Source organism: Gracilibacillus saliphilus (assembly GCF_010994085.1).
Taxonomy (GTDB): domain Bacteria; phylum Bacillota; class Bacilli; order Bacillales; family Amphibacillaceae; genus Gracilibacillus; species Gracilibacillus lacisalsi.
This window is the reverse complement of the sequence record NZ_WJEB01000001.1, coordinates 598,834-620,274: the sequence shown is the minus strand read 5'-3', so window position 1 is coordinate 620,274 and position 21,441 is coordinate 598,834. Positions and strand designations below refer to the sequence as shown.

Below are 21,441 nucleotides of genomic sequence, written 5' to 3'. Positions count from 1 at the left end.
TGGGCGTTTGCGTAGACAAGCACTAATTTTTATACTTTCTTTAACATGAACAAAAGACGTTCAGTCCTTATGACTAAAAGCTAAAGATTTACCATTTCTCTAGTATTCACTATGAAATACTTGAACAGTTTAACCACCACTCTTGCTGTTCACTTCCTTTTCCGTGAGTTACTCTACAGCGAAGTAATTAGTTGGAGCATTGCAAATATACATCGAACATTTCAACATAACTACTTCGTTTAACACGGTCATTGCACTGATTTAATACTTATTTTCCATATAAAAAAGGTAATTGGCTTTCAACCAATTACCTTTTTTTATAAATACACAATATAATGTTGTTTTTTCCAATCAAACGAATAATTATTTATTTGTTTGAACCATTCAAACCCATAGAGATTGAGGAAATAAGTTATATTCCAAACTCGTTCTTGCAGTCCATTATCAGGTTTCAAGTGCACTTGAATATAATCGAACTCTGTTAATTGACGCTGATACTTTTTGGAAAATTCTTTATGGATTCTCATTGAAAGTTTATCTACTTGTTGTAATAACAGTTGCAAATTTTTATCCGCATATTGTGTGACATCAGCTGTTAAATCATTTGTCACTTCTTTTAGTGGTTGATGTCCCAATTTAATAGCTTCCTTCAGTTGAATCGTCATTTCTTCAACAGGACTGTTAGCTTGAGCTGATAACCAATTTATTTTTTGAGTCTGGACTCCATTATCAATTGCGGAACTAGGATCAATATTATACTTACTCAATACCTTTAAGAGCTTCTCATCCACTAATGTTAGCGACACACGTGGTAAAACAGGTGGCATCTTTAGCGATATACTATGAAATGCATCTTTTAATAGAGACCAGTAAGCTGCTTCACTCGGCCCCGCAAAAAAAGCTAGTGTAGGAAATAATTTTTCTTGCATTAATGGTCTAGTTACTACATTATTGCTCAATCGCTCTGGTGTTTCTTTTGCTATTTCTAAAAGCTCTTGATTCGAATATTGACATTCATTATTTTTTCCTATCCAATTTTGACCATCTTTTTGAAGTAAGATTCTTTCCCCTTCCTGTTCTACAAATAAATGTCCATCTTGTTCATTGGCATCAACACTAACGTGATATCCCTTTGTTCTTATTGACTGTAGCGATCGATAAACATTTCGGCTTATTTCTGGCTGCTTTTCAATCATTTCATAAAAATATGCTGATTCTAATTGACGTACTTCATTATCTCCAGAGTCAACCAGGATTAATCCAGTATCAGCAAAAATCTCATGAATAAAGGATGCGAAAAAATCAACAAATGTGTTGGCTTTCATCAATTTATCATATAAAGTTTGAAACAATTCCTTCGTATAAGCAGTTTCTTTGAGTGATCGAAATGTTGTTTTCAACCAACGATAGGTTAGCTCTTTGTTTAATGTTCGTTTAGACACAGACGTTCTTTCTTTATGATGATCCTCTATAGGATATTTTCGCAGTTCTGTCTCTTCTGGCAAAAAAATATGGTTCACTTCAGCAAAATCGTGGTCCTCTCCTGCTATCCAAAAGACAGGTAACACGGGAACACCTAATATCTCTTCTTGTTGCTTTGCCAAAGCAATAATGGAGACTATTTTGTTGATCGTATAAAGTGGACCAGTCAGCATTCCTGCTTGTTGCCCCCCAATAACAACCACACTGTTTTCATCTCTCAGTCTTTCAATATTTTCAAATGTTGCTTCCGTGGCAGACCAACGTCGATTGATCGAATATAACACATCAGCCAAGGCATTTCTTTGAAATTGCTGCTCTTTCAAATCTTTCTTGCGTTCTTTAAAAACATTTTCATCATAAGGATTATACTCAAAATGAGCCAACAAATCCTTTACTTCCTTTTGATAATCCATGATAAATTTATTATGTAAATCGAGTCTTTGGGATTCGATACGCATTAATGAACTGCTCCTTTATCTTCAATATATACAATAGTAATCCAATAGTATTGTACATAATGAAAACGATAAAAGCACATAATTTGTTTGTAATAATGAGATCGTTACAACACTTTGCTTATATTATAAAAGATTCCATATAAGATCGTAATAATATGTAAAGTAAAAAATAATAAAAAAGTAGCTTTCCAGAAACGCTTACAGACATGAGAAAAAATAATGTCAGTATACACCCTCCAATGAATCAAGACACATATCATCAAAATGAATAACAACAAGAGAAAAATATAACTAATGGGATTTATCGAAAAAATAGAATAAATAATGGCTGCAACTGACGCAATATATAAAACGGTTGTCGTGTCAATCGCTAAATGAAAGCAATATCGTTTTTCACCTACAAACTTATAAGATAATTTATAAACTAAAAATGTTATAGCAAACGGTAGTGTAACCATCAATGCAAGCAGATAGTACAAACCTTCTATCATAAAATACCCTCACTTCAAAAATGTTAAAACTTTCATACTATTACTTTTGGTCATTTTAATATTAATTATATAAGACTTTTGAACTTGTGCAAGCACCTTTTTTAAAAACCCATTACATTTACATCTGCCTTAATAATTTCCGAGGGATAAAGAATACATATACAGCGAAATAACGTGACTATAGATTACATTCGGGTAAGTCCAGGATAAGCACGGACATCTATTGTTGCTATTCATCGAAAACAATGCTTATCAAGGCCAAAATGGACCAAACATCGGATTCAATGTCCGCTCAACTAGTTCGCATTATTTAACTAGTGTAAAATTCTTAACATGATGTGGAAAGTCAATTACTTATCATGGCAAATCACATAAAAACCCCATCTATTCGATGAGGTTACTAACTCATAATAATAATGAATTAATGCTTTACCTTTTCCATTGCTTGCTGCACAGTTTCAAGGAATACTTGATACTGATATAACTTTTGCTTTAACTGTTTATTTTCTTCCGCTAATTTACGTAATTCTTCCTGATGGTCTATTTCCTGATAATATTTTTGCAGTCGTTCCAAAGTTTGGATCACTTCATGAATGTTTGGTTGTTCCGTTTGACTTGCATCTAGTTTTTGGTAAGATTGATAAGATATTTTCTTCCGGTTCTGTTTTGCTAACTGGATAGCTTCTTCATATTGTTTCCTTAACGTTGCGTTCCAGCGAAAACCACATGCTGCTGATGTTCGAGATAATTTTTCTCCTACTTCCTTAAAAGCCTCTAACTGTGTTTTTCCTTCACGAATATACCGTAACACAGTTTCAGCTAGCAAAATATCTTCATCACTAGTCCATGCATCTTGTCGATTCCCTTGCACAACTCCACCTCCTCTATTCTTGATACAATGTATGCAATTAATAGAAGAGATAGACATATTGTTCTAAAATATTATAAAAACTTGGTACTCCCTTATCATAAGAAAAGCGCAGAGCACTCGGAGCTAGACATCTGCGCAAAATTAATACTTTCTTAAAAATAAAAAGTAGTGTAAGAGATCTCATCTCTTACACTACTTGTTGTACAACATATCAAATTATTGTTCTACTACTTGTTTTCCATCATATTGTCCACAAGATTTACATACATGGTGTGGTTTTGTTAGTTCACCACAATTTGAACATTCTACCATTCCTGGTACATGTAATTTTTTATGAGTACGACGTTGGTTTTTTACCTTTTTTGAAGTTCTACGCTTTGGTACTGCCATGCATTACACCTCCTTTAAAGAGAAGCAAAGATCTATCCTTCACTATCTTTCTCATTACTTTTGTCATCTAATAAAGATTTCAATTTTTCAAGGCGCGGATCAACTTTTTCTGATTGTTCCTCTTCAGTAACCAGTGTCCAACCTTTACCTTCCTTCATCGTGTTCGCTTCTAATTTTTCGTCATCAGCAAACACTCTTAAAGGCATTTCTAATAGTACATTTTCCTTGATAAATGGTGTTAAGTCAAGTACCTCACCATTTACTACATGTACCTCTTCTTCTTCACGATAAGATGATGTCGTAAAAAATTCAATTGCATGAATTGAAAATTCATACGGTACATCTACTAACGTTCTCGCACAAGGTAGAATCATCGTTCCTTGAATTTGAAAATCACAGGTAATATCGTCACCATCCATCCTAGCTGTTCCGTCAACTAAAACTGGTTCGATTCGCCGGATATCATTTTCCAAGTTCGCAATATCTGAAATGTCTACTTCCTCACGAAAAGAAACGGGTTCTCCCTGTGACTGTTTAAGTTTTTGGATATATAATTTCATTTACATTCACCTCAAGGCAACAAGAAATATTTTAAAATGTATTGATCCATTTGTCAATATATTTTCTTTACAGAACAAACATTTATTACTTAATCACGAGCTAACACTCTGATAAGTTTCGCTAATCATCAAAGGGATACTCCTCAACTGACCATAGACTTACTTTATATGATATACTTACTACAATATGCTTATCATGCACATTAACTTAAAAGATCATTCATGAAATCAATGGTGGAGGTGGTTGCTCTGAAAGCATGTGGTTTAATTGTTGAATATAACCCCTATCATAACGGACATCACTATCACTTTCAACAGGCAAAGCGTGTGACAGGTGCGGAATGTATGATTGCAGTCATGAGTGGAAACTTTTTACAACGAGGGGAGCCAGCGATTTTAGATAAGTTCACCAGAGCCAAAATAGCTGTACAACAAGGGATTGACCTCGTAGTGGAACTACCTTATTTTTATGCCGTTCAACATAGTGAGCTTTTTGCAAATGGTGCAGTCAAAATTTTAAATAGTCTGCAAGCTGATTCATTGTGTTTTGGAAGTGAACACGGGGAAATAGAAGACTTTAATACATTGTATCATTTCATTACGGAACATCAGGAAGACTATGACCATTATTTAACGAATGCTTTAAGCCAAGGTCATTCCTATCCAAAAGCAAATAACATAGCTTTCAATAAGATTGGTGGAGAAACGCTGTCTATCGATTTTGCCAAACCAAATAATATACTTGGGTATCAATATGTCAAAAATATATTTGATCTACATACAGCCATAACACCTTACACAATTAAACGAATTAAAAATAATTATCATGATCGTGAAATCCATGATCCTATAGCTAGCGCAACTAGTATTCGCAATCAATTATTGTCAGATCATACTAAAAATAATGAACTGAACGATGCTATCCCTCACCTAACCAAAGAAAAACTTGAAGAATATAAAGAACTTCATGGTACTTGGCATGATTGGGAGGCATATTTCCCATTATTAAAATATCGGATATCAACGATGAAAAAAGAAGAATTTGCTAATATTCATGGTATTAAAGAGGGGTTAGAGAATCGAATAGTTAAAACCGCGAAAAACGCAGATTCCTTTTCAAATTGGATGGAATCGTTAAAAACAAAAAGATATACTTGGACTAGTTTACAACGCGTATTTACACATCTCTTGACCAATACATACTCTAGCGAAATCGAAGCTTTCGTAACGGAAAGACAACCGTCTGCTATTCGAATTTTAGCTATGAGTGAAAATGGTCAAAACTATTTAAGTGCCAGAAAAAAAGATATCGATGTAGAGTGGTTTACAAGCAGTAAGAAGCCCTACCCTTATCAAGATTTTGAAGAGCGTATTGATCATGCCTATTACAGCGTTTTACCTCTATCTTCACAAAAGTATTTAACGAAACAATCCTATCAAAAACCAATATTTAAGACGCCTTAATAATTAAGGCGTCTTAATTAACCAGAATGGAAGGTTACTTCACTTTCGTTTATTTAATGGTGTTTATCCTCTTATCCGTTTAGATTTTCAAGATAGTCTAAGGCGTCGTCGAAGGTATCAACAGGAATGATCTCCATGTCTGTTCCGATATCTTCTGCAACTTGTTTTGCTACTTGATAGTTTGAGTCTTCTCTACCGTTTTCATTAGGTGCGAAGAAGATATCACATCCCTCGCGGTCTGCTGCAACTACTTTCTTATCTATGCCACCAATTCTCCCTACATTGCCTTGGTAATCAATTTCACCCGTACCAACGATTTGATAACCTTTCGTTATATCTTCTGGTGTTAATTGATCGTAGATTTCCAACGAGAACATCAATCCTGCACTCGGCCCCCCAATTTCACCACTAGAGAAAGTTAGTTCTGGTGATACCGTCACATGTCGGTTTGTAACTAGTTGAATTCCAATACCTGGTTGCCCATTTAACGCATCAAGAGCTTCCAAGGTAATATCTGTTTCAAAAGTCTCCTCATTTCGTTTTACCGTTAACGATACACTGTCACCAACATTTTTTGTTGTTACATAATCAATCAAGTCTTCAGCCTCATTTATCGTATGTCCATCGATTTCGATAATTTCATCTGCTGACTGTAAGATTCCATCAGCTGGCATGTCTTCTACTACTGACACTACATAAATTCCTTGATAATCGATGTTAATCTCCTTATTTGCTGCTTCATAAGCAACAACAGTTGATGCCTCTTGTGAACTTTCCATCATCATCAACTGCATTTGTCGATATTCTTCATCTGTCATCCCATCCACTAGTACTTCCTCGATCGGTAGTATATCGTGATAATCTCTCCATAAAGCCATCATATATTGAAATGGTGTAGCCCTTCCGCCTTGTATAGTAACAAGATGCATATCTCCTTCACTTTCTGAGGCTCCATCCACTTCTACAACAGGATTTAGCGGATCTGCATGTCCCGGTTTATGGATATAATAGGGTAACTGATAGCTAAATAATAAGAAAATGATAATCAATGCTACGAAAAAACCAATTATTCTTGCTTTACTTTTTGTCTGAAACATCTAATCCCTTCCTTTTCACGGTCTTCCAATTTTATCTGAAGATAAGTCATAATTCTTCTATACAGTTGCGTATATTTAAATGAAGGACAAACTTAAAAACACTACATATTTTACTACTCATTCTGATAAAGGTACAGAAAAGTGCTATTAAAGGAGTGCAAAACTTGAAGCAAAAGTTGTATTCTATTATCTATGCATCAGTCTCCGTATTTATGGCAACCATGATTATAACTTTCCCTCAAGAAGTATTAAAAGCTAGCCAGAGAGGGTTAGATGTTTGGGCTAATGTTGTATTCCCTTCGTTATTACCTTTTTTTATTGTAGCTGAATTATTAATCGCTTTTGGAGTTGTACATTTTATAGGGGTATTATTTGAACCTGTCATGAGGCCACTATTTAATGTCCCAGGTGTTGGTGGGTTTGTGTGGACAATGGGAATGGCTAGTGGTTATCCGTCAGGGGCGAAATTCACCGCAAGATTAAGACAAGAAAATCAACTATCAAAAACAGAGGCAGAAAGGCTTGTTAGCTTTACAAATGCCTCTAATCCATTATTTATTATTGGAGCTGTTTCAATCGGCTTTTTTCATGATCACAAGCTAGGTATATTGCTCGCTATCACTCATTATACTAGCAATTTCTTTGTCGGTATTTGTATGCGATTTTACAAGTACCACGAAAGAAATCGTCATTCAACACAACACTTCTCTATCGCAAAAGCTATGACACAACTCCATCACGCAAGAATGAGGGACAAAAGAGCGCTAGGGAAAGTATTAGGAGATTCTGTAACCCAGTCTATTCAAACATTACTTGTTATCGGTGGCTTTATCATTCTTTTTTCGGTTATAACAGAAATCTTACGCGAAGTACAAATTGCTCAATTTATATCAGGAGGTATCAGCATTATTTTAAGCTGGTTTCAAATACCAGGCGAGTTGGCTTTACCACTATTATCAGGTATGTTTGAAATTACCATAGGAGCAAACGAAGTAGCAAGCGCTGATTCATCTACTTTAATTAAAGCTATTTTAGTTTCCGTTATCCTAGCCTTTAATGGTTTTTCTGTTCAGGCGCAAGTTGCCAGCATACTTGCGGAAACAGATATCCGATTTACGCCTTACTTCTTTGCTCGTTTGTTACATGGTATTTTCGCTGGCATTATTGTAACCATACTATATGTACCTGTTTATAAAAGCTTACAAACAACTAATGAAACGGTCATAGCAGCTATAGCACAACCATCTGTTGACAACATTCAGCAGTTATACTTAATGTTTGAACAAATGGGATTCATCTTCACCCTGTCAGCTTTATTTATCTATTTGATTATTTTAATGAAACAAAAAGAAAGACTATGATCAAGGTGTTATCGTCTGTTCCCCCTCACATAGAGCTTCCTTCTGTTACTTGAATCTTGAAGTGGGTGGCTTACAGACGTTTAGCCCCTTAATAAAAATTAAACATTGCTAAACTTTTCTTTTAGTGCCTCTTCCACAACTGGAGGTACTAAATCCGATACATTTGCATGATACTTTGCTATTTCCTTTACCATACTTGAACTTAGAAAAGAATATTGATTGTTTGTCATCATGAAAAACGTTTCAATTTCTTCATTTAGTTTTCGGTTCATAGAGGTAAGCTGTAGTTCATATTCAAAGTCGGATACTGCTCTTAATCCGCGTAACACAGCCTGAGCATTTTTACTTTTAGCATAATCCATTAATAAACCACTACATGCATCTACCGATATATTATCGAAATCCTCTGTAGCTTTTTCCAAAAGGTGAACTCGTTCCTCAACGGTAAAGAGTGGATTTTTGGATTGATTGTTAAAAACAGCAACAATAATTTCGTCAAAAACTTTAGCTCCTCTTTGAATAATATCCAGGTGACCATTTGTTACTGGATCGAAACTGCCAGGGCAAATTGCTAGTCTAGTCATCATCTTTCACACCTTTCTTGAAAATCGTGATAGCAGTAGTGGTGTTATATACTTCATGTTTCCATATATGATACCCTTCGTAGCTATCCTCCATACTAATATTAGGATCATGCTCACAAATAATGAGCCCATTTTCAGTGACTATGTCTGTTGAACTAATACCTTGCAACAATTTATCATAAGACACTTTATGGTAGGGTGGATCCAAAAAAATAGTATCGAACTGTAATGCTCTTTTTTGTAAAGCCTTTATGGCTCTAAAAGCATCATTACGATATATTTCTACCTTGTCTTGAATATGTAAATGGCTCACATTTTGATGAATAATAGAGATTGCTTTAGGTTGTTTGTCCACTAAAATCGCTTTATTCATTCCTCTACTAATGGCCTCTATAGCCAAAGCACCACTACCGGCAAATAAATCAAGACATATTCCACCATCAAAGAAAGGTCCAATCATTTGAAATAAAGACTCTTTCACTTTGTCCCCAGTAGGTCTTGTTAATTGGTTAGGAACTGCCTGAATTCTGTTACCTTTAAAATCACCAGCAATTATTCTCAAAGCATTCCCTTCTTTCCTGCTTTTTAAATCTCCCTTACTATAGCACGAAAGTAACAAAATTCTCAAATTCATTTGTATAAAAGCAATCGGTTTTGTACAAACTCTAAATATAGCAACATAAAAAGTTGCTTAAATACGGAGAAGACTTACATTTCCCCATAAGTTCTTCCTCCGGTTTCTCCTCTCCCTTTATCTTTTTATTTTCTTTTTTAGAAAATAAAAAGAACCTGCAGTTGTTAATGAACTGCAGGTTGTTTTTTATATTCTAGGAAAGTATAAATTTTGCGCAGATGTCTAGCTCCGAGCGCCCAGAAACTAGGCGACTTCACGAATTGCCCTACGATAAGTCATCAATCGGTTCGTGAACTCACCGTGATTCCTTTATCTCAGTTAAGTCGTTCCAGTCGCTACGTTTCTAATCGGGCGCTCTGCGCTTTTCTTATATTCCCATTTTGTAGTCATATTCTTTTTCTTCTTTATCAAACGATTTACTTTCGAAATCCGTTTTAATAAATGGTTTGTAAGAGGGTTCGACATTTGTGACAAAAGGTAATTTTAACAGCGATTGATATGTATCATCTAACTTTTCTTGATCAACATATATCATTGCATATTTTAACTTTTTTGACACATGAACCATATGACCAAATTTTTTAATATGTTTAACATGCTTCATTTGATGAAACCAAACAATTAATCCTTGTCTTTTTACTAGCATAAGGCCACCTCACTTTTCACTGCATTTCGCTAAGAAGCTCTACAGCCACACCCACTGCTTCCGGATCCACATCCACATCCACCATCTGTAAGTGCTGCTCCATCCATCGGAACTTTTACTTTATCACTTACACTAAAAGCTACTAACTGAGTAATCTCATCTAGAAATTTCTGAAGATTGGTTTCAGCCATTTTATAAGCAGCAATGGATTCATGCATATCCATCTCACGTTTGGCTACACGTATTTCTTTCATTATTTTACTATAATCAGGATGATATCTGCCAAACCTTTCTACTTCATCGTACGATTGCTTTATTTGATTAAAGCTTGTGATTAGCTCCTGTGCTTTTTCATCCTGTTCCATTACTTCTTTTGCTTTATAAAAATCCTGCATAACATCAGATTCTAATACCATCTGACCTAGTGTTTCTGATTTATCTAGAATATCAACAATTTCCATTGTTGCTAACATAACTCTTACACCTCCATATCTTTATCATACCAATTATAAGAAAGAAATTAAAGAGGCAGCACTCTAATCATTCCAAGAGCCTGCCATTTGCATTAGTAATCGTACCATCTGTATATTTTGTTGTGCTTTTTCCATACGTTGAGGTAACGTTTTTCCATAAAATTGTTTTGCCTCTGTTTCCAATTCGCCAATCCTACTTGGATTTCTTGTTAAATACCGATACCACTCAGGATTCAGCCGAATGAAACGCCACAAGTCTTCTCGCTGCTGGATAAAACGATAGGTCTCCGGCTCCATCTAGATCCTCCTAATCCTTTGGTTTATAAAAGAAATTGTCTGATTGAGATTGGCCCATTTGATTATTTCGAAACTGTTTAAACTGATCGATCAATGTTACAATATTATCTATAGCGCCATTTAGATCATTAATATGATTTTCTACTTGATTCACATCTAATTTTTCTATATGTTTCCAAAATTTTTGATATAGTTGATTTGTGGTGGTATCTTTCGATTCGTTTTTGTCATGGTTAGCCTTATATTTTCCCCAAGCAGGGTCTTCCTCGCCTAATAAAACATATTGCTCATAAGCCTCTTGCAAGCTCATATTTCCACTTTTAATTTCCTTTATTAAAAGTGGATGCTCATGAATAAATGCTTTAAATTGTTGTACAGAAGGATTGGATGCATTTTTCATTGCTGTACTCCTCTCTTACAACTTCTCTACCACAATATATGCAAATGGCCTATTTTTGTGCTTTTTGCATTATTTTTGAATGAAATTTTGGGTGTAAAATGATTGGTAAACCCCAACACCCAAATGTGTATATTCTTCTTTTAATAAAGCTTCCCGATGCCCCTCACTGTTAAGCCATCCGTGAATGACAGCTGGCGCATCAACATAATGAGCAGCTATATTCTCTCCTGCAGATAAATAATGAGCATTAGCGGCTAACAAGCGTTCCTTCAATCCATCACCATTCAAGCTATAATGGGAAAAATAATTCTCTTCAAACATATCATGACTATGAGCTTTTGCAGCATCTGCTGCCTGGTCATCCCACGATAATATTTCCAATTCATATTCGGTGCGTATTTCGTTTGTTAAGTCAAAAATTTGTTGTTCTAATCCTTCCTCAATGGCTTTCCATTGATCTTCATCTGGTTCACTAGCTTCTGTTATTTCACCCCAATAGAACAACTCATAAGGTTTTAACAACTCAAACGCGTCTTTATTCAGCAGTCGTATACCTGCTAATTTTTCCGTGAATTGATCGATATATAACTGAGCAAATACCTCTTCAGATAGTCTTAAAACAGGCCTTTGTTGTAAATCGTCTTCAGTCAATTTAAACCGTATATGATCAAACTCAATTTCTTCTTGCAATTGATATATTTCTTCGATCTCCTTTATTGTCTGTCCAATTTCTAGCGGACTAAAGTCTAATGTATCCGCATTGGAATAAATACTTAAAATCGTTTCATTCTGCACCGCTACCTGTATATAGAAATCTTCTTGCTTAAATACCCACCATTCAAAGTCATATAATGAAGGGTCTTTACGATCCGGTTCTCCGTATACGGAAACAAAATTATCTATATTTTGATTTAGATATTTCCATACAGCATTTTGTTGAATGATAAGTGTATGATCTTCAGCCAAATGAACTTTATCACTTTTGGTAAGTGTAGGTTTTTTATGATAATGCACTAATTGAGGGCCATCAGGTTGACGAAAGTAAAATAAACTAAACAAAACTATTAAAAACACTATTAGGATAAAAGATACCACTTTTATTTTCATGTAATCCCACCTATTATTTACTTGTGTTAACTCCATTATATGCAACTCTATATTAATCATGAAAGTTTTTAATAGGGAATAAACTTTTTTAAATTGCATCTTTTGGCATTTCATACTATTATAGGTTTAGTGATAATTTTAGATGAGGTGAAAGTATGAAAATTACAAACACAGGAATGGAAGACGTATTAATTGATTTACAACCATTAGATCATGCAATGGCAAAAGCTAATTTTATACGAGCAGACCAGTGGGATTATGAACGTGTGACATATGATTATAAGATTGGATCGCCTGAAAAAAACATTACATATTACATAAGAGTTCAAGGCTATGCAGTGGAGGGTGATGTTGATAGAGGTGATGCAGTAATCAAATTGCTAACACCTTTATTAGGGAAGCATTATTATCCTCACGGTATTGAGTATGGAGAGGAAGAGGAGTTCCCTGCTACTACAGTTGAGAGAGCATCAAAGTTATTACAAAATGCAAAAGAAAATATGGAACCGTTTGTTAAATAGTGGTCCACATTCTTAATAAAAACGGCTGTATCCGGAATACAGCCGTTTTTCATAAGGATTCTATGTGTTCATTATGATTGTGAAAGGAGTTTCAAGCTTACTTAATGAAAAATCTCAATAAAAAACATATCAAATTATTTTTTGTAATCCTATTCTTACTTTTAGTAGCTATATTTATTTTACCAGTCTCGATTCCCCTTATATTAGCATTTGTTACAGCATTGATCCTGAACCCGGTTGTACGATGGTTTATTAGAAAACTAAAGATAAACCGTAAGCTTTCCGTTACCATTGTATTTCTCCTGTTTCTCATAATCATCAGTATCATCGGAACATATGCAGTAACTAAAATAGTTGGGCAAGTCATAAATTTCGCTGAAAATGTACCATCCTACATTATTCAAGTAAAAGATCAATTACTCCAATGGGAAACAGAATTTGATCATTTTACTGAAGAATTACCAAAAGAACTTGTTGAAGAAGTAAATAGACAAATACAATCCACTACAACCGCCTTAAGTAACAACGTTAGTGACATGCTACGGATTGAGGAAATCGCCAAAGTTGCTAGTAAAGTACCAGATTATCTGGTTAGTTTAATTGTATACTTAATTGCTTTATTTATGTTTATGCTAGAAATACCTCGCTTAAAAGCAAAAGCATATAGCCATTTAAAAGAAAGCACAGCAGATAAAGTGAAATTTATGAACGACCGTTTGTCTTACGTAATTTTTGGCTTTTTTAAAGCACAGTTTTTAGTAAGTATCATCATTTTTATTGTGACACTTATTGGTCTATACATTATAGTACCGGAATATGCGTTAATTATGTCCTTAATTATTTGGATTATTGATTTTATACCTATTATTGGTTCTATTGCGATATTGGGTCCATGGGCTCTCTATATGCTAATTACAGGTGACTTATTTATCGGTGGGCAATTAGCTATCTTAGCTATCATTCTCCTTGCCATTAGAAGAACCGTGGAACCAAAAGTAATGGGTAAACATATCGGCTTATCGCCACTCGCTACACTTATTGCTATGTATATTGGACTCAAACTATTAGGTATCTTAGGGTTTATTGTTGGTCCGTTGCTTGTGATAGCCTTCAATTCGGCAAAAGAAGCCGGTATTATTAAAATGAATTTCAAAATCTAACAGAGACATTTGTATCTTTTATCTACACCAATTCAAAAAATTTATTGTGGAATAATAATTCAAATTTCTAGGTATGGCATAGGAAATTACTAATAAGGTTTATAAAAACTGATATACTTTTTCTATTATTCGTTGTAAAAAAAGGATAGCGAAACGGTCAGCCGTAGCGGTTGACTTGCACTAGCTAGCTTTCAAAATGGCAACTCCATATATATAGCTATTCTTGTTTTTTAAATATGCGTAATAAATCACCTTTTCCTATCATACTTGCTTATAAAAGTTGTGATACCAATGTTTATATACTTTCCTTACAAGTTAAAAAAAGCTGAGCATAATGCTCAGCTTTTTTATGTACCTAAAATTGCCTTTAATAAACTTGTTGTTTCTCCACCGTCATAGAGGACATACAATAATAAGTATACCATTACCCCTGTAATAGCACTACAAAACCAAATAACACTTGTCACAGGGCCAATTTTTTGGTGCTTTTTAATATTTCGCTTAAATGCTAATGTTAAAGTTATAACACCAAAAACTGCTCCAGAAGTTGCTAGTATAATATGAAAAATCAAAAATATCGTGTAGTAAACTTCTAATTCCTCTGGTCCACCAAAGCTTGTATTTCCCACGAAAATTGTTCTGGACATGTAAATGATAAAGAAGGCTAGTGCACTTAATGCTCCTGCTATCATCACTTTTTTATGAGCTTTGTATTGCTTTTTAACTACTAAGCGCCAACCAATAGCAACTAGTATCGCACTTAATATAATAAAAAATGTACTTATAGTCGGTAATAATTCCATCAGATCCAATCCTTCCAATTAAATTTGTTCTGTATGTTGGCTAGTCGGTAACGGATCGATTTTATCTGCGCCACTTCTAAACCATGGGAAGAAAATTCGGGCTAAGATTGAACCATAAATAATTTCTTGTGTAATTTTCATGACAATTCCACCAAGTTGTTGATCTTCCAATATCCCTAATGGTGAGAACATTTCTGGTCCACTTAACGACAGACTACTTAATACGTCCTCAGGCACACATAATGCCAATGCTTGTATCCATCCGCCAGTAGCACTATAAGTCGTATATATAGTAGTATTAGCAAAAATAATAAGCGCACAAGCAGGTGTTATTAAGATTCCATTTGCCGCAATATAGCCAAGTTTAAGTAAAGGTGACATCGTATCCATCTCTTTTATTGGTGTAAAGATTGGCCACCAGACAATAAATGCAGCGACTAAAATAGTTAATGTGATCAGAGCATGTGCAATGTCATTTGCTTTAGCGTAATCGAAAACCACTGGAATATGATAGATAGAAAACAATCCATTAAACAGCAGTAAAGCGATTAAAGGCTTTGTTAATAAGCGTAATATTGGACCAATTACAGACAGACGGAATATATTTTGCCACACCCAAACCGGGATCCCTTTAATGATCAGAATCGGGAACAATAAATAATATAAAGCCATTTGTATCATATGGGCGGTAAACATAATATGAGATAATAAATCTATCGGAGATCCTTTAATCATATAGAGTAAAAATAAACCACTATAGAAATAAGAAATTTGTTTAATATCTGCTTTTTTATCATCTTTTCGTTTTATGAAAAATAAATAATATAAAACAGTTAAACTTAATATAAATAAAACATAATAAGGACTCCATAATGCACGAAAACCAAATATTTGCAACTCTTGCCACATGTATATCACTCCATTTTATATCATAACAACTATTTCTTATTATACCGAACTTACCAGTTATTAAAAAGCAATATAAATATTATATTTCAACAATTTAATGAACACATTAGCATAACCAAACATTTCTTCCACTCTTCTGAATAGATTATAACTTCAAACCAACGACCTTCCTTCCATTATTATTGAATCATAGTGCTGATTCGGAAAAAAACTCCGCGGAAAGCGAAGTAATTAGTTGGAGAGTTGCAAATATAAGAAAAAGCGCAGAGCACCCGATTAGAAACATAGCGAATTCAGAATTAACTGAGATGAAGGTGATGATAACTTATCGTAGGGCAATTTGTGAAGTCGCCTAGTTTCTGGTTGCTCGAAGCTAGACAAATCCCCATTTTTTCTTACCAGATACATCAAACATTTCAAAATAACTACTTTGTTTAAAACGGTCTTTTCGCTGATTTTATACTTTCTTTCTATATAAAAAAGCTTGAGAAGTGAATTAAACTTCTCAAGCTTTTTGAATTACCACCAAACTAATACTACAAGTGCTAGGATTGTTAAAAATGCAGCAAACACTCCACCGTAGAACATTAAAGCTGGTAGTTCGTGTCCTTTATGACTCATATGCATAAAATAATACATTTGAAAACCAACTTGGATAGCGGCTAACACTAATAGTACAGGAATAACAAATAGCCTATCCAATTCCGCGATAACCATTGCAAACGCAACGATAGTGAAAATAATCATTAAAGCAAAAGTAATAACTTGTTGTTTCATTTCATCTTTTCTTTTCTGTTTCTCAAAATCAAATTGTTCAGCAGTTCCAGATACTTTGTCAGCCATTTGTTAAAGCACCCCCATTAGATAAACTACTGTGAAGATAAAGACCCATACTACGTCAATAAAGTGCCAGTAAAGACTCGCCACATAAAATTTAGGAGCATTATACAGGTTTAAACCACGCTTGGCATTTCTAATCATTAACGTTATGATCCACAATAGACCGAAAACAACGTGACCTCCGTGAAATCCAACAAGTGTGTAAAATGCTGAGCCAAAAGCAGAAGATCTCATTGTAAATTCATATTCATGAATATAATGGTAAAATTCATAAATTTCAAAACCTAGGAATCCTAAGCCAAGTGCAACTGTGATTCCTAACCAGACTTGCATCTTTTTAAAGTCTTGATTTTTCATATGATACATTGCATACACACTAGTTAAGGAACTAGTAAGGAGTAACATGGTCATAATAAAAACTAGTTCAAGACCAAATAATTCTTCAGAGGATTTACCTCCATTTGTGGAATTATTCAATGCTAAGTAAGTACCAAACAAACTGGCAAATAGCACAGTTTCTCCACCTAGGAAAAACCAAAAACCCATAAATTTGTTTTTACCTTCTAAGGTGGCTTTTTCAGGGTCATGAGGCATATGTTTTGGATTTAGCACATCTTGTTCACTCATTATTCCTCTGCCTCCTTCTTCAAGTCTTCTTTATGGATATGGTAACCTAGGTCATCTTTGATCGATCTTACTAGCATTGCTCCTAGTGTAATACCCATTCCAATAAATAATACAATTAACCATGATAAATCATACTTTTGATAAATAAAGCCAAAGCCTGCAATGAACAAACCTAAAGACATTACAAACGGTAAGAAAGAATTATTTGGCATATGAATGTCTGAAAGTGGTTCTGCAGGTGTCATGCCTTTTCTTCCTTCTGTTTTTTCTACCCATAATGGGTCTAATCCACGAACTAATGGTAATTGCTTAAAGTTATAGAAAGGTGGTGGTGATGGTATTGCCCATTCTAATGTACGTGCATCCCAAGGATCCCCACTCACTTTTTCATTTTTGGCAGTTGTTTTAATAATATTAATTAATAAAACAATGGTACCAATTCCCATTAAGAAAGCACCGATTGTACTGATCATATTTCCTGCATCAAGACCTTGACCTTCTAAAAATACCCAATAACGTCTAGGCATCCCCATTAATCCTAAGAAATGTTGGATAAAGAATGTCAAGTGGAATCCAGTAAAGAATAACCAGAAAGTAACTTTTCCTAATTTATCATCTAAGACTGTACCAAACATTTTTGGCCACCAGTAGTGTGTACCAGCAAGTAATGCAAATACAACCCCTCCAACAATTACATAGTGGAAGTGTGCGACAACGAAATACGTATCATGGTACTGAAAGTCAGCAGATGCTGCTGCAACCATAACACCTGTCATACCACCGAGAGTAAATGTAGGAATAAAGCCTAATGCCCACAGCATCGGTGTATTTATCTGAATATTACCACCCCAAAGGGTAAACAACCAGTTGAAAATCTTAATACCTGTAGGAACGGCAATCGCCATTGTAGCAACAGCGAAAATAGAGTTTGCTGCTGGTCCCATACCTACAGTAAACATATGGTGAGCCCATACCATGAATCCTAAGAAACCAATTAATACAGTTGCAAATACCATTGCTGTATAACCAAATAGACGCTTCTTAGAAAAAGTTGATATAATTTCACTAAAAATACCAAAAGCAGGTAAAGCCAAAATATAAACTTCTGGATGTCCGAAGATCCAAAACAAGTGTTGCCAAATGACAGAGTTACCACCCATTGCAGGATCAAAGAACCCTGCACCGAATAATCGGTCAAACATCATTAAAAATAAACCTACTGTTAATGCTGGAAATGCAAATAAGATAAGTGCACTCGCAACAAAAGCAGTCCATGTAAATAGTGGCATTCTCATATAAGTCATACCTGGTGCACGCATGTTTACAATCGTTACAAGGAAGTTAATACCACCTATCAATGTACCTGCACCTGAAATTTGTAGACCTAGTACATAGTAGTCTACACCTTCACCTAGTGAAGTAGTAGAAAGCGGTGCATATGCTGTCCAACCAGCATCTGCTGCTCCACCTGTAAACCAACCTACGTTTAACATAATTCCACCAAATAAAAATAACCAAAAACCTAATGAGTTTAAAAACGGAAATGCAACGTCACGCGCCCCAATCTGTAAAGGCACTACTGCATTCATAAACGCAAAGATTAACGGCATTGCTGCCAGAAATATCATCGTTGTACCATGCATTGTGATTAACTCGTTATAAAAACCTGCACTTACAAAGTCGTTCATCGGTTTTACTAATTGCCATCTAATAGCTAATGCTTCTAAACCACCAATGATAAAGAAGAAACCACCAGCTATGAGGTACAAAATAGCAATTTTCTTATGGTCTACTGTTGTTAAGTAATCCCATAATGTGGCACCGAAGCCTTTTTTGTTCGTAGCTACCATAGTACTCACGTTAAGTTAACCTCCCTTTAGTTATCATTTGCTTCATTTTCTCTAAATTGTTGAACACTGTCTACTGGTTCATCAGTAGCTTTTAATTCCAGTAAGAAATCAGCGATTTTCTCAGCTTCTGCTTGCCCAATAGAATTCTCTTGAAGATATGGTGCGTCTAACATCCCGTTTCCTGGTTTTACTTCAGCAGGATCTACAATCCATCTAACGATTTCTTCCTTACTGAAGTCACTGATCCCAGCAACTTTTGTACGGTTAGCAAAGTCTGCTAAGTTAGGACCAACTACAGGATGGTTTGCACTTCCGTCAATAGCATGACAGCTTATACAGCTATTTTCAAATAACTCCTGGCCTTCCTGAGCAGTAGCAGATTCTGCTGTGTATTCCGGATCAGTGTTTTGCATTGCATCTACCCACTGATCATATTCTTCTTGACTGACAGCCACAATCTTAAAGTCCATTAGTGAGTGAGAATCTCCACAGAACTCTGTACATTTACCCCAGTAAACACCTTCTTCGTAAGCTTCAATGTACATTGTATTTTCATTTTCAGGACTTACATCCATCTTACCTGATATGGATGGTACCCAGAATGAATGGATTACATCACTGGACATCATGTTTAAATAGATTCTTTCATTTACAGGAATATAAAGTTCCTGGCTAGTTTGAATTTCCTCATTCGGATACTCGAAATTCCACCAGAACTGTAAACCTGTTACATTTACATTAATACTGTCTTCTTTTTCTGATTCATCTGCTAAATCGTATGTACTAGCAATAGTCGGAACAGCAATGATAATTAATAGTAAAATTGGAATAACTGTCCAAACTACTTCTAACGTTTTGTTCCCCTCTGTTTGTTTAGGGATCTGGTCTTCTTGTCCTTTTCTCTGGCGATACTTAAAAATTACATATACATATATTGCCATTACAACAACAAAGACTACAATCATTACAAGAATTGAAATGATAATGACATTAAATGATTGTTCTGCCCCATATCCTTTTGGCACTAATGCAGTTAAGTTGTCTTTACCGCACGCTGAAAGTATGATTACCAAAAAAGAAAATAATGACAGAGTTCGGATTTTTCCCATCCAATCTTTCATGTTTAACCCTCTCTTTCTTTTTAACTTAATATATTATTTAGAAAAACTTGAATAATTTCAAGTTCTACTGACAAAATTTACTCCATTATAACAAATTACTAGGTAAAGTTATAATAATCATCGAAAAGAATATTGCTGTTAAGTATAATAATGAATAAACAAACATTTGGTTGGACCATTTTTTGTTATCAATTGTAAACAGCCCCTTAATTGCTAAGGCTAACCAACCTATATTTAATATTGTCCCTAATAGGACAAAAATAAATCCTAATTCATGTAATAAAAAAGGAATTGGTAGTAAACATACTACATATACAATCATTTGACGTTTCGTGATATCAAAACCATGTACCACTGGTAACATCGGAATATTAGCTTCTTTATAATCATCCACTTTTTTCATCGCTATCGCAAGAAAGTGTGGAGTCTGCCAAATGAAAATAAGTAAAAATAAAATCCATGGAATAACATGTAAATCAGGGTTAACTGCTGACCATCCGATTAATGGTGGGACCGCACCTGATAAACTTCCAATAGCTGTGTTGATCGTGTAGCGCCGTTTGGACCACATTGTGTATAACACGACATAGCTAAACCACCCGATCGCACCAAAAATTGCTGTTGGAATGGATGCTAAGGACAATATTAATACACCCACTACAGATAACGAGATCCCGATGATTAAGACGTGTGATAAATCAATACTCCCGGTCACCGTAGGGCGCTTCTTTGTTCTTTTCATCACTTGATCAATGTCTCGGTCATAATAATTATTGATGACACAGCCACCAGCAATTACAAATGCTGTGCCGACAAGTGTTACTAATAATACATGCCAATATTGAGATAAGGAGGCACCTGTATAGAATAAGGCTAACCAAAATCCAGCAAACGCAGTCATTGTATTCGAATTAATAATACCGACTTTCAGCAATGATTTAAGTTCAGACCATTTGTACAAATATTCATTTGTATGAGTTGACAATATCGGCTCATTCGAAGAAAACCCCATTTTATCCATCTTTGTAGTTACCTCCTTTCCATCATTTCAAAACATAAAAGTTTGTTATTTTAGCACAAATATTGTATCCATTATAAACTATCAAACAATGATATTGTATCATGTATTTAAGCGCTTCGCTATTTATGTTGAATATTGATTTTTAATTTTGACATTTCTGTGAACAATTAATTCAGATAGTACTTAGTCGACACGAATGTAGTTTTATTTGTTATAATAAATAAGATTTTGATTTCAACGTTTTCTATTATACCCTATTTATTTCTAGCATAAT

General features: G+C 34.7%; 24 protein-coding genes. 4 read left to right on the top strand and 20 right to left on the bottom strand.

Going from position 1 to position 21,441, the window contains the following annotated elements:
- Positions 1–317 precede the first annotated feature (317 nt).
- The 5 genes from bshC to GHT08_RS02990 form a co-directional block, all read right to left on the bottom strand.
- Positions 318–1,940: a bacillithiol biosynthesis cysteine-adding enzyme BshC gene (bshC, locus tag GHT08_RS03010; protein ID WP_163579670.1), complete on the bottom strand. Its 1,623-nt coding sequence runs from the start codon at positions 1,938–1,940 to the stop codon at positions 318–320.
- A 104-nt stretch (positions 1,941–2,044) separates the two neighbouring features.
- Entirely contained in the window at positions 2,045–2,431 is a 387-nt protein-coding gene (locus tag GHT08_RS03005; RefSeq protein WP_163579668.1) for a DUF3397 domain-containing protein, read from the bottom strand.
- Between the two features lie 421 nt (positions 2,432–2,852).
- Positions 2,853–3,302: an RsfA family transcriptional regulator gene (locus GHT08_RS03000; protein WP_163579667.1), complete on the bottom strand. Its 450-nt coding sequence runs from the start codon at positions 3,300–3,302 to the stop codon at positions 2,853–2,855.
- Positions 3,303–3,518: 216 nt separating this feature from the next.
- Positions 3,519–3,692, bottom strand: a complete 174-nt coding sequence (gene rpmF / locus GHT08_RS02995; RefSeq protein WP_018932780.1) for a 50S ribosomal protein L32 — start codon at positions 3,690–3,692, stop codon at positions 3,519–3,521.
- A gap of 32 nt (positions 3,693–3,724) precedes the next feature.
- Entirely contained in the window at positions 3,725–4,252 is a 528-nt protein-coding gene (locus tag GHT08_RS02990; RefSeq protein WP_018932781.1) for a YceD family protein, read from the bottom strand.
- A gap of 222 nt (positions 4,253–4,474) precedes the next feature.
- Between GHT08_RS02990 and GHT08_RS02985 the strand changes: the two genes are divergently transcribed.
- On the top strand, positions 4,475–5,716 hold the full coding sequence (locus GHT08_RS02985) for a nucleotidyltransferase (protein ID WP_163579665.1): 1,242 nt from the start codon (positions 4,475–4,477) through the stop codon (positions 5,714–5,716).
- A 71-nt stretch (positions 5,717–5,787) separates the two neighbouring features.
- Here the strand turns inward: GHT08_RS02985 and GHT08_RS02980 are convergent, their stop codons facing one another.
- Positions 5,788–6,813: a SepM family pheromone-processing serine protease gene (locus GHT08_RS02980; RefSeq protein ID WP_163579663.1), complete on the bottom strand. Its 1,026-nt coding sequence runs from the start codon at positions 6,811–6,813 to the stop codon at positions 5,788–5,790.
- A 164-nt stretch (positions 6,814–6,977) separates the two neighbouring features.
- On the opposite strand from GHT08_RS02980, the gene ylbJ reads away from it, so the two are divergent.
- The gene (gene ylbJ / locus GHT08_RS02975; RefSeq protein WP_163579661.1) at positions 6,978–8,174 is read left to right on the top strand and encodes a sporulation integral membrane protein YlbJ; all 1,197 of its coding nucleotides are present in this window, start codon (positions 6,978–6,980) and stop codon (positions 8,172–8,174) included.
- A gap of 98 nt (positions 8,175–8,272) precedes the next feature.
- Here ylbJ and coaD read toward each other — a convergent pair whose 3' ends face one another.
- The 7 genes from coaD to GHT08_RS02940 all read right to left on the bottom strand — a co-directional run bounded on the left by coaD (position 8,273) and on the right by GHT08_RS02940 (position 12,315).
- A complete protein-coding gene (gene coaD, locus GHT08_RS02970) occupies positions 8,273–8,758 on the bottom strand; it encodes a pantetheine-phosphate adenylyltransferase (protein ID WP_163579659.1) in 486 nt (161 codons plus the stop codon).
- Positions 8,751–9,320, bottom strand: coding sequence for a 16S rRNA (guanine(966)-N(2))-methyltransferase RsmD (rsmD, locus tag GHT08_RS02965; protein ID WP_163579656.1), 570 nt, complete (start codon positions 9,318–9,320; stop codon positions 8,751–8,753). Before rsmD ends, coaD begins: the two co-directional genes overlap by 8 nt.
- Positions 9,321–9,759: 439 nt before the next feature.
- A complete protein-coding gene (locus GHT08_RS02960) occupies positions 9,760–10,038 on the bottom strand; it encodes a YlbG family protein (protein WP_018932787.1) in 279 nt (92 codons plus the stop codon).
- Between the two features lie 29 nt (positions 10,039–10,067).
- A complete protein-coding gene (locus GHT08_RS02955; RefSeq protein WP_163579654.1) occupies positions 10,068–10,511 on the bottom strand; it encodes a YlbF/YmcA family competence regulator in 444 nt (147 codons plus the stop codon).
- 63 nt (positions 10,512–10,574) lie between these two features.
- Positions 10,575–10,808, bottom strand: a complete 234-nt coding sequence (locus tag GHT08_RS02950; RefSeq protein ID WP_163579652.1) for a YlbE-like family protein — start codon at positions 10,806–10,808, stop codon at positions 10,575–10,577.
- Positions 10,809–10,818: 10 nt separating this feature from the next.
- Positions 10,819–11,208, bottom strand: coding sequence for a spore coat protein YlbD (gene ylbD / locus GHT08_RS02945; RefSeq protein ID WP_163579650.1), 390 nt, complete (start codon positions 11,206–11,208; stop codon positions 10,819–10,821).
- A 69-nt stretch (positions 11,209–11,277) separates the two neighbouring features.
- A complete protein-coding gene (locus tag GHT08_RS02940; protein ID WP_163579648.1) occupies positions 11,278–12,315 on the bottom strand; it encodes a CAP domain-containing protein in 1,038 nt (345 codons plus the stop codon).
- A 155-nt stretch (positions 12,316–12,470) separates the two neighbouring features.
- On the opposite strand from GHT08_RS02940, the gene GHT08_RS02935 reads away from it, so the two are divergent.
- Positions 12,471–12,836, top strand: coding sequence for a YugN family protein (locus GHT08_RS02935; protein WP_163579645.1), 366 nt, complete (start codon positions 12,471–12,473; stop codon positions 12,834–12,836).
- Between the two features lie 104 nt (positions 12,837–12,940).
- On the top strand, positions 12,941–13,996 hold the full coding sequence (gene ytvI, locus GHT08_RS02930) for a sporulation integral membrane protein YtvI (protein WP_163579643.1): 1,056 nt from the start codon (positions 12,941–12,943) through the stop codon (positions 13,994–13,996).
- 347 nt (positions 13,997–14,343) lie between these two features.
- Here ytvI and GHT08_RS02925 read toward each other — a convergent pair whose 3' ends face one another.
- From GHT08_RS02925 to cyoE, 7 genes are all read right to left on the bottom strand, one after another.
- Positions 14,344–14,799, bottom strand: coding sequence for a DUF420 domain-containing protein (locus tag GHT08_RS02925; protein ID WP_163579641.1), 456 nt, complete (start codon positions 14,797–14,799; stop codon positions 14,344–14,346).
- An 18-nt stretch (positions 14,800–14,817) separates the two neighbouring features.
- Positions 14,818–15,708 carry a cytochrome c oxidase assembly factor CtaG gene (gene ctaG / locus GHT08_RS02920; protein ID WP_163579639.1) on the bottom strand — a complete coding sequence of 297 codons (891 nt, stop codon included), beginning with the start codon at positions 15,706–15,708 and terminating at the stop codon, positions 14,818–14,820.
- A gap of 519 nt (positions 15,709–16,227) precedes the next feature.
- Positions 16,228–16,551, bottom strand: a complete 324-nt coding sequence (gene ctaF, locus GHT08_RS02915) for a cytochrome c oxidase subunit IVB (RefSeq protein ID WP_163579637.1) — start codon at positions 16,549–16,551, stop codon at positions 16,228–16,230.
- Between the two features lie 3 nt (positions 16,552–16,554).
- On the bottom strand, positions 16,555–17,175 hold the full coding sequence (locus GHT08_RS02910; RefSeq protein WP_163579635.1) for a cytochrome (ubi)quinol oxidase subunit III: 621 nt from the start codon (positions 17,173–17,175) through the stop codon (positions 16,555–16,557).
- Positions 17,175–19,025: a cytochrome c oxidase subunit I gene (gene ctaD / locus GHT08_RS02905; protein ID WP_238343500.1), complete on the bottom strand. Its 1,851-nt coding sequence runs from the start codon at positions 19,023–19,025 to the stop codon at positions 17,175–17,177. The genes GHT08_RS02910 and ctaD overlap by 1 nt, the downstream gene beginning before the upstream one ends.
- A gap of 26 nt (positions 19,026–19,051) precedes the next feature.
- Positions 19,052–20,146, bottom strand: a complete 1,095-nt coding sequence (gene coxB / locus GHT08_RS02900; RefSeq protein WP_163579632.1) for a cytochrome c oxidase subunit II — start codon at positions 20,144–20,146, stop codon at positions 19,052–19,054.
- Between the two features lie 85 nt (positions 20,147–20,231).
- Complete coding sequence (gene cyoE / locus GHT08_RS02895; RefSeq protein WP_163579630.1) at positions 20,232–21,167, bottom strand: heme o synthase; 936 nt, start codon at positions 21,165–21,167, stop codon at positions 20,232–20,234.
- Between the last annotated feature and the right edge of the window lie 274 nt (positions 21,168–21,441).